Origin of the sequence: Pseudoflavonifractor intestinihominis (assembly GCF_040096055.1) — a bacterium.
Classification (GTDB): domain Bacteria; phylum Bacillota; class Clostridia; order Oscillospirales; family Oscillospiraceae; genus Pseudoflavonifractor; species Pseudoflavonifractor intestinihominis.
Map to the genome: position 1 here is coordinate 23,426 of NZ_JBBMFK010000021.1, position 12,341 is coordinate 35,766.

Sequence of the window (12,341 nt, forward strand, 5' to 3'; positions counted from 1 at the left end):
TGAGATGGGAGCGGCCCCTCTGTACAGAGGGGCCGCTCCCGCTTTTACAGCGCCGTGGTCAGAGCCGCTGGAGCTCCTGCAGGGTGTCCTGGATCACATGCTTGGGGATGTACGCACTTGCAAACGAGATGAGCTGCTCCAGGGTGACAGTCCTGGAGGCCCCCAGCAGGGGGTGCTTCATCACCATGGGAAAGCGGCGCTGGAACACCGCACGGGACCTGGGATTGTCCAGCAGCTCCCCCACGGTGATCTTATTGTGCTTCAAATCCAAACCGGTTCACCTCCACCCCCATTGTATGCGCAGGAGCGGGGCGGGAAACATGGAAAGAGAATCCCCTTGCGCGCCGGTGGTTTGTCACATATAATAGTTCTATTTCCATATCACAGTTTCAGGAGATGATGGCATGATTGTCCCATGGGAGGGAAAAGAGCCCCGGCTGGACGGGTCGGTGCGCATGGCGGCCACCGCCTCCGTGGTGGGGGACGTGACCGCTGGGACAGGGGTCAGCCTGTGGTACGGCGCGGTGGTGCGGGGGGACGTGAGCCCCATCCGCATCGGCCGGGACACCAACATCCAGGACAACGCGGTCATCCACGGGGACCCCGGCGTGCCCACAGAGCTGGGAGATCAGGTGTCCGTGGGCCACAGCGCCGTGCTCCACAGCTGCCGGGTGGAGGACGGCTGTGTCATCGGCATGGGGGCCGTGGTGCTCCGGGACTGCGTCATTGGGGCGGAGTCCATGGTGGCGGCCGGGGCCGTGGTGGCCGGCGGAGCGGTCATCCCGCCGGGCAGCCTGGTGGTGGGCGTCCCCGGCCGGGTGAAGCGGGCCCTGACCACGGAGGAGCGGCACAAGCTGAGAGAAAACGCGGCGGAGTACCTCCGCCTGGCGGAGCAGCTGCCCCTGGCAGAGAGGCGGGAAGAGAAATGAGAAGAAAGAACGCCGACCAGCCTGGAAAGTACCGCAAGACATTGCGGGAACAGGTCCGGGAGAACAAGGGCCTGGCGGTGGTGTACGTGGTGCTGCGGGCCCTGGTCATCCTGACCATGGTGGCCCAGTTCTTCAACGGAAACTTTGAAAATGTGTTCCTGTGCCTGCTCACCCTGCTGCTCTTCACCATCCCCAGCTTTATCGAGCGGACCGTCAAGATCGACGTGCCCGACACCCTGGAGATCATCATTCTCCTCTTCATCTTTGCCGCCGAGATTCTGGGCGAGATCCGGGCCTATTATATCCAATACCCCGGCTGGGACACCATGCTCCACACCCTCAACGGCTTTCTCTGCGCGGCCATCGGCTTCTCCCTGGTGGATATCGTCAACCGCAGCGACCGCTTTACATTCTCCCTGTCCCCGGTGTACCTGGCGGTGGTGGCTTTCTGCTTCTCCATGACCGTGGGGGTGCTGTGGGAGTTCTTTGAGTGGACCATGGACAGCGTTTTCCTGCTGGATATGCAGAAGGACACAGTGGTCCACACCATCAGCAGCGTCATGCTGGACCCCGCCGGCGGCAACCACCCCCAGCAGATCAGAGATATCACCGACGTGATCGTGGTCACGGCGGACGGCACCCAGCACGCCCTGGGTCTGGGCGGCTACCTGGACATCGGCATCAACGACACCATGAAGGATCTGTTCGTCAACTTCATCGGCGCACTGGTGTTCTCCGTCATTGGATTTTTCTATGTGAAAAACCGGGGCAAGGGCCGTTTTGCCCGGCGGTTCATCCCCCGGCTCATCACGGACAGCGAAGAGAAAGAGGCGGAAAAATAATACGTATACCTTCGGCGCGAGGGGGAATACTGGAGATGGCCGGGTCCTCCGGCCGTTCATTCTCTCTCTCAAGGAGGATTACGCTATGAATTCCAATCCCAGTATCAAATGCTCCGTGTCCAGCTGCGCCTACCACAACAGCCAGCAGTGCGCCTGCACCCTGAACGAGATCAAGGTGGGCTGCACCACCTCCAACGTGGCCGACTGCACCGCCACCGAGTGCGCGTCCTTCAAGCTGGGCGACCACGGCACCTGCTGCAAGCACTGAGTCCGTAAAAAGAATTCCCGGCGGCCATCAGGCCGCCGGGAATTTTTATGGGTGAAAACAGTTACCACAGCTGAAAGCCGGTAAAGCCCAGCAGAGTGAGAACCACCAGACCGGCTGCCGCCAGAGCGATGGGGAAGCCGGAGAAGGCCCTGGGCACCCTGGCGTAGGAGATGCGCTCCAGCACGGAGACGAACACCAGCCCGGCCACAGTGAAGCCGATGCCGGCCACCAGGCCGCTGCGGAGGGCCAGGGCCAGCCCGGTCTCCGAGCGGGAGGCCAGCAGGGCACCGCCCAGCACAGCCCAGTTGACCGCCGCCAGGGGCAGACTCTGCCGCAGGCGCTCCGCCTTCCCGGGCAGAAGGCGGGTCATCACCCGGTTGGCCAGCCACGCCAGCCCGGCGGCCAGCAGCAGGAAGGCCGCAGCCTCCAGGTACTCCGCCCCCAGAGGGGAGAGCAGGAGGGCGTACACGGCCCAGCAGAGGACCAAGGAGACGCTCAGGCCCACCGTGACGGTCAGGCCCATGACCAGGGCGGAGCGGTACCCGCCGTCCAGAGGGGCGGGCAGGCCCATCCGGCGGGCCACGCCGAACTGCTCGGCTGCCAGGGCGGCCAGGGCCAGGGCAAAGAACTGTATGACGCTCACGGTTTTTCCCTCCTCTCGAGCCGGGCGGCAGCCCAGCGGACCAGGGCGGCCAGGCAGGAAAGCAGCAGGAAGCCGCCGCAGGGGGCGGCCGCCAGCAGGATGGGAGGCAGATCACCCGGCAGGGCGATGCCCCAAAGGGTGCCCTGGCCCAGCGCCTCCCGCAGGGCGCTGAGGACAGCCAGAGCGAGGGTAAAGCCGATGCCGGACGCCAGCCCGTCCACAGCGGCATAGCCGGGGGTGAAGCGGCGGGAGAAGGCGCCGCGCCGGGCCAGCAGGGCGGCGTTGACAGCGGCGGGCAGGAGGAACAGCTCCGGGCCGCCCGTCAGGGAGGGGAAGCAGGCCCGCAGCACCAGGTCGGCGGCGGTGAGGATGGCTGCCGCCGCGATCAGATAGCAGGGGATGCGCAGGGCGGGGGAGGTGAGGGGCCGGAGGATGGCGGCGGCCAGATTGGTGCACAGCAGTACGGCGGTCACCGCCAGGCCCATGCCCAGCCCGCCGGAGAGGGTGGCGGAGCAGGGCAGCACCGCCGCCACCAGCAGGAGCAGCACCACGGCCGGGCTGCGCAGGGCCAGGCCCCGGCGGAACAGCCGGATCACCCGGCCCGGCTCCATGGAGAAGCTGTCCCGCAGCCAGCGGAGGGCGGCGGGGCCCAGGGCCCGGAGCCGCTCCGGTGCCTGCTGCCGGAAGGCGGTCCAGCGCTCAGTTTTCTCCTTCTTCACGGACCGCACCTCCTTCCGCGCTGTATGCGGCCACTGCCGCCAGGGCCTGGTTGACCCCCTGGGCCACCGCACGGCTGCTCTCGGTGGCGCCCGAGACCGCCTCCACGGCGTTGGAGCCGGTGCCGATGCGTACGGTGCCGGACAGGTCCAGGAAGCGCTCCAGGAAGGCGGGGTCGTCCACGCCGTCCCCCAGGCCGGGGGTCTCGCTGTGGGAGAGGATGGCCACGCCGGTGACCGAGCCCTGGGCGCTGACGCCCACCATCAGCTCCATGGGGCCGCCGAAGCCGTCGGCGGTCACAGCCACGCAGTAGCCCGCCAGGGCCTCGCCCTGCCAGGCGGCGTACATGCCGTCCGCCATGGCCGGGTCACAGGGCAGCTGGGAGAAGGCTGTGGAGTCCGACGGGGCCACCGATTCCAGCACTGTCTGCCTGGCCTCCTCCGTACCCCGGAAGATGGCGCCGGCGGTGAGGAGCCGCACCAGCAGCACCAGCACCAGGGCGAACAGGATGGTCCCCGCCAGCACCGGGGCGGGGCTGTGGCGGGACGGAGTGTGAGATTTGGGTTCCTTCATGTCCGGGCCTCCTTTCTCTGCCGCCGGAACCTGCGGAGGGCCAGGGCGGCCCGGTCGATGGGCCAGGAGAGCAGATTCATCACCAGCACCGCAAAGCCCACTCCCTCGGGGTAAGAGCCGAAGGTGCGCAGGAACACGGTGAGGGCCCCGCAGCCCACGCCGTAGACCACCTGGCCCCAGAAGGTGACCGGGGAGGTGGTGAAATCGGTGGCCATAAAGAAGGCGGCCAGCAGCAGTCCGCCGCCCATGAGGGAGTAGAGGGTCCAGTCCAGGGAGGAGTTGCCGCCCTGGGGGAAGCACCAGGACAGCACCGCCACCGTACCCAGGAAGGACAGGGGGATCCGCAGCCTGATGACCCGCCGGGCCAGCAGGTACAGCCCGCCCAGCAGCAGCAGGGCGGCGGACACCTCGCCCAGGGCCCCGGACCGCACGCCGGTAAACATTTCCAGCAGGGAGGCGGAGGGCAGACTGCCGGCGTGGAGGGCGGCCATGGGGGTGGCGGCGCTCTGGGCGTCAATGGTGAGGCCATGCCAGCTGCGGACGGCGGGGAAGGCGGTCATGACCGCGGGGAAGGCGAAGAGGAAAGCCCGGCCTGCCAGCGCCGGATTGAGGAAATTCTTGCCCAGGCCGCCGAAGAGCTGCTTGACCACCACAATGGCGAAGAAGTCCCCGATCAGCACGGCCCAGTAGGGCACGTCGGCGGGCAGGGTGAAGGCCAGCAGCACACCGGTGACCACGGCGGACAGGTCGCCTATGGTCTGTTTCCTGCGGGTCACCAGGCGGAACAGGGCCTCAAAGCTCACACATCCGGCCGCAGACACCAGGGTCACCAGGAAGGCCCTGGGGCCGAAGAAGTAGCACCCGGAAAAGAGCAGGGCGGGCATGAGGGCGATGAGCACGTCCAGCATCAGGGTGCGGGTGGTGTCCCGGGTGGTGAGATGGGGGGCGGAGGCCAGGGTGAGGGGCGTGCCCACGCTGCCGCCGGGGACCTGCTCCGTCCGTTTTTCCGTTTTTGGGGCCTGGACATGGGCGGACTCCGCCTTGACCTGGGCGGGCTGGGCCGGGGTGGCCTCTGGCTGGCGCTGGGGGGCGGGCTGTTCGGCAGGGGCGGCAGCCGGTGCCGCCCCAGTGGGAGCGGTTTTCTCCGGCTCCCGGGCCTGAAGGGCCTCCTCCTGCTTGGCCTGGGGGGCCTGCTGGGGGCGTTTCTGCCCGCCGGAGCGGTTTTTACGCTTCTTCTTCATGGTCAGCCTCCCTTCCATCCGCTGTTCCGAGCAGGCGGCGCTTGCCCACCCGGATGCTGTGGACCAGCCGCAGGTGGGCGGGGCACACATAGGCGCAGGCGCCGCACTCGGTGCAGGCGGAGATCTTTTCCCGCTCCAGGGCCTCCCACTGTCCGTTCCGGACGTACAGGTGGAGGAAGAGGGGCGAGAGTCCGGCGGGGCAGACCTCCACGCACCGGCCGCACCGGAGGCAGGGCCCCTCAGGCCGGATGGCGGGGTAGAGGTCCGCCGCCGACAGGGCCAGCAGGGCGCGGGTGTCCCCGGTCACCGGGGCGGTCAGGTCGAACTGGGCCTTGCCCGTCATGGGGCCGCCGGCCACCAGGCGCACCGGCTCCCCCTTCCAGCCCCCGGCCTCCCGGATCAGGTCGGAGATGGGGGTGCCGATGGGCACCAGCAGGTTGGCGGGTTTGGCCACGGCGGAGCCGGTCACGGTGACCAGCCGGTGGGTCAGGGCCTTTCCGTGGTACACCGCCTCCCACAGAGCGGCGGCGGCGCAGGCGGTAAACAGGGCCCGGCCCTCCCGCGGGAAAGTCAAGGGCTGGGGGTAACGGCTGCGGAGGAGCCGCAGCTCGATGTCCCCGCCCCGCAGGGGCAGGTAGCCCCGGAGGGCGGCCACGGCGTCGTACTGGCTGCCCTCCAGGGCCAGCACGGCCCGGGGCAGGCTGAGGGCCTGCATCAGCAGCCGCACGCCGCCCAGCACCGCCTCGGGCCGGTCGGCCATGAGACGGCGGCGGGAGGTGACGTAGGACTCGGACTCGGTGCCGTCGATGAGCAGGGCGTCCGCCTTGCCCATGGCGTCGCGGAGCAGCTGGGACAGGGGACGGCCGGTGCCGTCCATGGCGGTGAGGCCGGCCTGGGCTGCGATGTCGGCCAGTTCGCCGGGCCGGAGGCTGGCAGGAGAGGCGTCCTTGTCCACCCGACGCCAGGCTGGGGAGGCCACAGGGGTGTCCTTCCCGTCGCTGTCAATGACCACCGAGAGCACCGTGCCGCCCCGGAGCTGCTGCCGGGGCTCCACCGCCGCCACGGTGCCGGACACGCTGGCGTGGACCGCCGCCAGGCCGGGAATGGCGTCGGCCAGCTTCTGGCCCACCCGCACCCGGTCCCCCGGCGTCACCAGGGGCACGGCAGCGGAGGTCCCCACACCGGCCAGAGGAAGCACCACCTGGGCCGGGGGCTGTTCCATGGGCCGGAAGGGGAGCTGGGCGGTGGCTTTCTTCCGCTGGGCGGGACGAATCCCGCCGAAAAAAATGGAAAACATGTCTCCACCTCTTGCATGAGAATACAACAGAATTGCCGCTGGGGCGAAACACCCCAGAATAACCGATCTATTATACCGTATTGATACGCGAAATGTCCAGCGGAGCGGGGAATTTCCCCGGAATCCGGCGAAGGGAGGGGGAAAAGCGGGGACCATAGCACTTTAAAGAGAAAAAGATTTTTTGCAAAAACCGTAAAATCACGATTGACAAATGTCTGTTTCAGAGGTATGATACCAGTTAATTACATACCGTGCACAGACAGATGTGCCGGACAGAAAGGCAATGACTGGGTAAGTACGGCCATGGCGTAAGCGCAGAGAGGGGGCGGCTGGTGTAAGCCCCCGTGAGCATGGACCGGAACGTCGCCCGAGGAGCAGCCGGGCTGAACGGGGAGCACACTCCCCTGGTAGGCACGGCCGGTTCCCCTCCGTTATCGGGGCAAAAGCGCGCGGGGCGGTGCCCTGCGAATTTAGGTGGTACCACGGAGCATGACTTCGTCCTATGGGACGAAACGTCGTGCTCTTTTCTTTTTCCATGTTGGAAATGAAACCAAAGGAGGTCTCACGATATGAAGATGAAAACCCCGCAGATCCTGATGGAATGCCTGCTGGAGCAGGGGGTGGACACGGTATTCGGCTACCCCGGCGGCACCATCCTGAACATCTATGACGAGCTGGAGCTCCATGGATATAAGGACAAGATCCACCACATCCTGACCGCCCACGAGCAGGGGGCCTCCCACGCCGCCGACGGCTATGCCCGCGCCACCGGCAAGGTGGGCGTGTGCTTTGCCACCAGCGGCCCCGGCGCCACCAACCTGACCACCGGCATCGCCACCGCCTACTACGACTCCTCCCCCGTGGTGTTCATCACCGTCAACGTGGCGGAGAATCTGATCGGCAAGGACTCCTTCCAGGAGGTGGATATCACCGGCATCACCATGCCCATCACCAAGTGCAACTACCTGGTCCGCCGGGCGGATGACCTGGCCGACGTGATCCGGGAGGCCTTTGCCATCGCCCGCTCCGGCCGTCCCGGCCCGGTGCTCATCGACATCCTGAAGAACGTTACATATGAGGAGGCGGAGTACGAGTACCTGCCCCCCAGCGAGCACAGCAAGCACGGCCGCCTGGCCGCCATGCTCCGCCGGGCCTCCCACGACCTGCGCACCCCCGAGCCCGACCGGGGGGACATCGACAAGCTGCTGGATATGATCGAGGAGGCCAAGAAGCCCCTTGTGCTGGTGGGCGGCGGCGTCATCCGCTCCAAGGGCGCGGTGCCCGAGTTCCGCAAGTTCTTTGAGCGGTTGGGCGCCCCGGTGGCCTCCACCATTATGGGCGGCGGCGCCTGCCCGGGCAACCACCCCCTGTTCACCGGCATGATCGGCATGCACGGCTCCCACGCCTCCAACCACGCCGCCAACGAGTGCGACCTGCTCATCGCCATCGGCTGCCGGTTCTCCGACCGGGTGGCCACCGACCCCAAGACCTTTGCCAAGCAGGCCAAGATCGTCCAGATCGACATAGACCGGGCGGAGATTGACAAGAACGTCCCCACCGACCACCACATCATCGGCGACGCCCGGCGGGTGCTGGAGATGCTCAACGAGAAGCTGCCCGCCCACGACTACCCCGAGTGGAAGGAGTGGGTGTTCTCCCACAAGGAGGTCCCCCTGAAGAAGGACGGCGTCCTCCACGCCCACGAGGTGCTGGAGACCATCCAGTCGGTGGCGCCCGGGGCCATCGTGGCCACCGACGTGGGCCAGCACCAGATGTGGGCCGCCCAGTATTACCACTTTGACCGGCCCGGTCAGCTCATCACCTCCGGCGGCTTCGGCACCATGGGCTTTGGCCTGGGGGCCGCTATGGGCGCCAAGATGGGCAACCCGGACACCCCCGTGTTCCTCTGCACCGGCGACGGCTGCTTCCGTATGAACTGCCACGAGCTGTGCACTGTGGAGCACTACCACATCCCGGTGATCATTCTGATTTTCAACAACCACACCCTGGGCATGGTCCGCCAGTGGCAGCACCTCATCTATAACGAGCGGTACTCCCAGACCGACCTGGACCGTGGCCCGGATTTCGTCAAGCTGGCCGAGGCCTACGGCCTCCGGGGCGCCCGCTGCGGCACCCAGGAGGAGCTGGAGACCGTGCTGAAGGAGGCGGTGGCCTCCGGAACGGCGTGGGTGGTGGACTGTGCCATCGATAAGGACGCCATGGTCCATCCCATGGTGCCCGGCGGCGCGCCCGTGACCAATTTCCTGTTGGATTAAGGAGGGAGACAAGGATGAAAAACAGTATCGTGACCCGCCGTACCCTTTCCGTCCTGGTGGAGAACGCCCCCGGCGTCCTGAGCCAGGTCTCCCGCCTCTTCTCCCGCAAAGGCTACAACATCGAGTCTCTGGCCGTGGGTACCACCGACGACCCGGAGGTCTCCCGTATCACCATTGAGGTCATGTGCGACGACCAGATGGCCGAGCAGATCATGAATCAGCTGCGCAAGCTCTTCCCCGTCTACTCGGTGCAGGAGCTGCTGCCCGAGCGGTCCATCCGCCGGGAGCTGGTCATGTTCAAGGTGAAGGCGGAGACCCCCGACATCCGCAACGAGGTCATCCAGATCGCCAACATCTTCCGGGCCTCCATCATCGACGTGTCCCTTAAGTCCCTGACCCTGGCCCTCATCGGCGACGAGTCCAAGGCCGATGCCATGCAGAAGCTGCTGGAGGCCTTCGGCATACTGGAGCTGGTCCGTACCGGCATGGTGGCTTTGGAGCGGGGCGCCTACACCATCAGCGACGAGAACAAGGAAAAGACGGAGTTTATCCTGGGCAAAAACGTGCTGTAAGAGGGAACGTTTTTTCCTGGGCCTCGCGAGAGCGGGGCGCGGCGGGTGCCGCGTCCAACCGGGCAAGAACGTGCTCCAAGGAGAGCCCACAAAAATTCTCCCGATTGTATCACAGTTATCATTCTTTTCAAGCTGCCTGTGCTATTATCTCAGGTAACAAATATCACCTCTACTTAAAAGGAGTGTATTACAATGGCAAAGATGTACTACGAAAAGGACTGCGAGCTCAGCTATCTGGACGGCAAGAAGATCGCCATCATCGGCTACGGCTCTCAGGGTCATGCCCATGCCCTCAACCTGAAGGACTCCGGCTGCGATGTGTGTGTGGGCCTGCGCGAGGGCTCCAAGAGCTGGGCCAAGGCTGAGCAGGCCGGCCTGAAGGTGATGACCGTGGCCGAGGCCGCCAAGTGGGGCGACATCGTCATGATCCTCATCAACGACGAGGTCCAGGCTGAGGTCTATAAGAAGGACATCGCCCCCTACATGACCGAGGGCAAGGCCCTGGCCTTTGCCCACGGCTTCAACATCCGCTATCAGCAGATCGTGCCTCCCGCCGGTGTGGACGTGTTCATGGCTGCCCCCAAGGGCCCCGGCCACACCGTCCGCTCCACCTACGTCAACGGCAAGGGCGTGCCCTGCCTGGTGGCCGTGGAGCAGAACGCCACTGGCAACGCCTACAAGATCGCCCTGGCCTACATCGCCGGCATCGGCGGCGCCCGTGCCGGCGTCATGGAGACCACCTTCCACGATGAGACCGAGACCGACCTGTTCGGCGAGCAGTGCGTGCTGTGCGGCGGCGTGGTGGACCTGATGAAGTGCGGCTTCGAGACCCTGGTGGAGGCCGGCTACGAGCCTGAGAACGCCTACTTCGAGTGCATCCACGAGATGAAGCTGATCGTGGACCTGATCAACAAGGGCGGCGTGGCTGCCATGAACTACTCCATCTCCGACACCGCCGAGTTCGGCGAGTACGTCTCCGGTCCCCGTGTCCTCCCCTACGAGGAGACCAAGAAGAACATGCGCAAGGTGCTGGACGACATCCAGGACGGCACCTTTGCCGGCAAGTGGATTGCTGAGAACAAGAACGGCCGCTGCTTCTTCAACTCCAAGCGCGCCAACCTGAAGAAGCACCAGATGGAGATCGTGGGCGAGGAGCTCCGCAAGAACATGATCTGGGGCGGCGACAAGGACCTGGACACTGCCTCCAACTAAAACCGGACTCCGGGGCCCCCGCAAAGCCCGGCGAAGCGGGTTTTGCAGCGATAAGGACCCGGGCGCCGCTTTCAACTAAAAAACAGAACGAGCGGGCCGCAACATGAACTGCACCCCATTTGTTAGACAGCATGGTATACTGAATAACAAGTGGGGTGCTTTATTATGCCAAAAGGAATCCAAAGAAATGGAACAGGATGCCTTGCTGAAAGAAGCAACGGCGAAAAGTTGAGTTTGACGGAGGATTTTATGAAGATAAATGATATTGAAACGCCAAGACTTTTATTAAGAGGATTCACGAAAGAAGATGCTTTGTGGGCATATAGTATCTGGAACAACCCAGAGATGGGACAATATTTGACGGATGAAGCAAAAGAAGAAATAGATGATGAATATTTGAAAATGTTAGAAGGCTTGGGCGAGGATGAGGAATGCTGCTATTTGATTCCTGTTTTTAAGGATTCCTTAGAACGGGTAGGAACATGCAGTTTCATGGTAAGTGACGACAAGAAAGTATACGATATTGGTTATTGCGTACATAAGAATTTTTGGCGTCAAGGCTATGCAACTGAAATCGTCCAGGGAATGATAGATTATGCGCGCAGTCAAGGGGCTGAGAAAGTGACGATTTATGTGAATCAGGAAAATGCCGCTTCCAATCGTGTTGCCCAGAAATGTGGCGGAAAGATTGTCAGCGAGAGCACATCTGAGAAAAAGGGAACAGGTATCATCATGAAAGATTATAAATACGAAATTGTATTGTAAAGCATTTCATACATAAAGGGAGACAAGTTATCATGTTTCTAAAGTATTTCTTGCACACTGATTTTTAGACATGAAGTTTCATACCTTATTTTATTCGTGACGCTTGCCTGCCACGATGGCGGAAATCAGCATGCCGAACAGGGAAACCAGTGTCAGGGGCATCTCCAGGGTAAGGGCGTGGCCGGGCCACAGAGTGTGGACCACGCCCCAGAGAACGGGGAAGAGGACCATGAGCCCCAGCAGCCAGACCCGCATGGCCCGGATGATGTAGGGCCAGTTGCCGTTGTGGAAGCGCACCCCGGCCAGGTTGATGCGGAACACGCCGTCGCCGTAAAAGCTGATGTTGTTCTGGTCGTAGTAGGCGGGCAGCCGCTCCTTCACCCGGAAGCACAGCCAGGCCCCGAAGAGGAGACACAGCCCCTCCAACAGCAGGACGGTGGACCCCATCTCCTCCACCGTAAAGCCCATGGCCAGCAGCACGGCGCACTCCGCCGCGCCCGCCAGGGCGCACAGGAGATAGGCCAGCCCCCACTTCCTGCGCCGGGTTTTCTGGGCCTGCCGCTCCTCCTCCGTCAGCTGGAGGGTGGACTTCACCAGGGCCTCCACCTCCTCCACCGGCAGCTGAGCCGCCGCGGTGCGCTCCCCACGGAGCAGCTCGGTCACCGTCACGCCCAGACAGTCCGCCATGGGCAGCAGCAGCCCCACGTCGGGCAGGCTCAGGCCCCGCTCCCACTTGCTCACCGCCTTGTCCGATACGAAGAGCCGTTCGGCCAGCTCTCTCTGGGTTAAATTTTTTTCCCGGCGCAGACGGGCCAGAAAGCCGCCGAACCGCTCCTTGTCAATGTCATTCATATGGGTCCCTCCTCTGGTCCCATCCTAGCGAAAAAGACCCCTGTTTGTCAATCGACCAGCGGTAGAATCCTTGGGCTCCAATGGATTCAGGCCCTTTTCCCTGGGCTGCCGCTTGCGGCGGATGGACGCAGGGAAGGGTAGGGCGCCGCAGTTG

The 12,341-nt window shown here is 64.1% G+C and carries 14 protein-coding genes and 1 other annotated feature; of the genes, 7 read left to right on the top strand and 7 right to left on the bottom strand.

Translation table 11 applies throughout. The features are described 5' to 3' along the window. Positions 1-58 precede the first annotated feature (58 nt). The gene (locus WMO64_RS12140) at positions 59-271 is read right to left on the bottom strand and encodes a hypothetical protein (protein ID WP_294520235.1); all 213 of its coding nucleotides are present in this window, start codon (positions 269-271) and stop codon (positions 59-61) included. A 133-nt stretch (positions 272-404) separates the two neighbouring features. Here WMO64_RS12140 and WMO64_RS12145 point away from each other — a divergent pair, with 133 nt between their 5' ends. The 3 genes from WMO64_RS12145 (at position 405) to WMO64_RS12155 (ending at position 2,039) form a co-directional block, all read left to right on the top strand. After that, complete coding sequence (locus WMO64_RS12145) at positions 405-929, top strand: gamma carbonic anhydrase family protein (protein ID WP_349232158.1); 525 nt, start codon at positions 405-407, stop codon at positions 927-929. Then, the gene (locus WMO64_RS12150; RefSeq protein ID WP_349232159.1) at positions 926-1,771 is read left to right on the top strand and encodes a DUF2238 domain-containing protein; all 846 of its coding nucleotides are present in this window, start codon (positions 926-928) and stop codon (positions 1,769-1,771) included. The genes WMO64_RS12145 and WMO64_RS12150 overlap by 4 nt, the downstream gene beginning before the upstream one ends. Before the next feature lie 85 nt (positions 1,772-1,856). After that, positions 1,857-2,039 (top strand): DUF1540 domain-containing protein, encoded by a 183-nt coding sequence (locus WMO64_RS12155; RefSeq protein ID WP_294520226.1) that lies wholly within the window; start codon positions 1,857-1,859, stop codon positions 2,037-2,039. Between the two features lie 61 nt (positions 2,040-2,100). Here the strand turns inward: WMO64_RS12155 and WMO64_RS12160 are convergent, their stop codons facing one another. From WMO64_RS12160 to WMO64_RS12180, 5 genes are read right to left on the bottom strand one after another with little or no spacing between them, the layout of a single operon-like run. Then, positions 2,101-2,682 (bottom strand): Rnf-Nqr domain containing protein, encoded by a 582-nt coding sequence (locus WMO64_RS12160; protein WP_349232160.1) that lies wholly within the window; start codon positions 2,680-2,682, stop codon positions 2,101-2,103. Beyond that, a complete protein-coding gene (locus WMO64_RS12165) occupies positions 2,679-3,401 on the bottom strand; it encodes an Rnf-Nqr domain containing protein (RefSeq protein ID WP_294520220.1) in 723 nt (240 codons plus the stop codon). The genes WMO64_RS12160 and WMO64_RS12165 overlap by 4 nt, the downstream gene beginning before the upstream one ends. Continuing rightward, positions 3,382-3,972 (bottom strand): RnfABCDGE type electron transport complex subunit G, encoded by a 591-nt coding sequence (locus WMO64_RS12170; protein WP_349232161.1) that lies wholly within the window; start codon positions 3,970-3,972, stop codon positions 3,382-3,384. The genes WMO64_RS12165 and WMO64_RS12170 overlap by 20 nt, the downstream gene beginning before the upstream one ends. Further along, on the bottom strand, positions 3,969-5,213 hold the full coding sequence (locus WMO64_RS12175; protein ID WP_349232162.1) for an RnfABCDGE type electron transport complex subunit D: 1,245 nt from the start codon (positions 5,211-5,213) through the stop codon (positions 3,969-3,971). Before WMO64_RS12175 ends, WMO64_RS12170 begins: the two co-directional genes overlap by 4 nt. Further along, on the bottom strand, positions 5,197-6,510 hold the full coding sequence (locus tag WMO64_RS12180) for an RnfC family protein (protein WP_349232163.1): 1,314 nt from the start codon (positions 6,508-6,510) through the stop codon (positions 5,197-5,199). Before WMO64_RS12180 ends, WMO64_RS12175 begins: the two co-directional genes overlap by 17 nt. A 274-nt stretch (positions 6,511-6,784) precedes the next feature. Beyond that, positions 6,785-7,016 (top strand) — a binding site (T-box leader). Positions 7,017-7,079: 63 nt separating this feature from the next. Here WMO64_RS12180 and ilvB point away from each other — a divergent pair. From ilvB to WMO64_RS12200, 4 genes are all read left to right on the top strand, one after another. Continuing rightward, a complete protein-coding gene (gene ilvB / locus WMO64_RS12185; RefSeq protein WP_349232164.1) occupies positions 7,080-8,786 on the top strand; it encodes a biosynthetic-type acetolactate synthase large subunit in 1,707 nt (568 codons plus the stop codon). A 14-nt stretch (positions 8,787-8,800) separates the two neighbouring features. After that, entirely contained in the window at positions 8,801-9,358 is a 558-nt protein-coding gene (ilvN, locus tag WMO64_RS12190; RefSeq protein WP_294520204.1) for an acetolactate synthase small subunit, read from the top strand. Between the two features lie 192 nt (positions 9,359-9,550). Then, the gene (gene ilvC / locus WMO64_RS12195; RefSeq protein WP_294520200.1) at positions 9,551-10,570 is read left to right on the top strand and encodes a ketol-acid reductoisomerase; all 1,020 of its coding nucleotides are present in this window, start codon (positions 9,551-9,553) and stop codon (positions 10,568-10,570) included. A 165-nt stretch (positions 10,571-10,735) separates the two neighbouring features. Then, on the top strand, positions 10,736-11,335 hold the full coding sequence (locus tag WMO64_RS12200) for a GNAT family N-acetyltransferase (protein WP_349232165.1): 600 nt from the start codon (positions 10,736-10,738) through the stop codon (positions 11,333-11,335). A 90-nt stretch (positions 11,336-11,425) separates the two neighbouring features. Here the strand turns inward: WMO64_RS12200 and WMO64_RS12205 are convergent, their stop codons facing one another. Continuing rightward, positions 11,426-12,187 (bottom strand): helix-turn-helix domain-containing protein, encoded by a 762-nt coding sequence (locus tag WMO64_RS12205; protein ID WP_294520194.1) that lies wholly within the window; start codon positions 12,185-12,187, stop codon positions 11,426-11,428. Between the last annotated feature and the right edge of the window lie 154 nt (positions 12,188-12,341).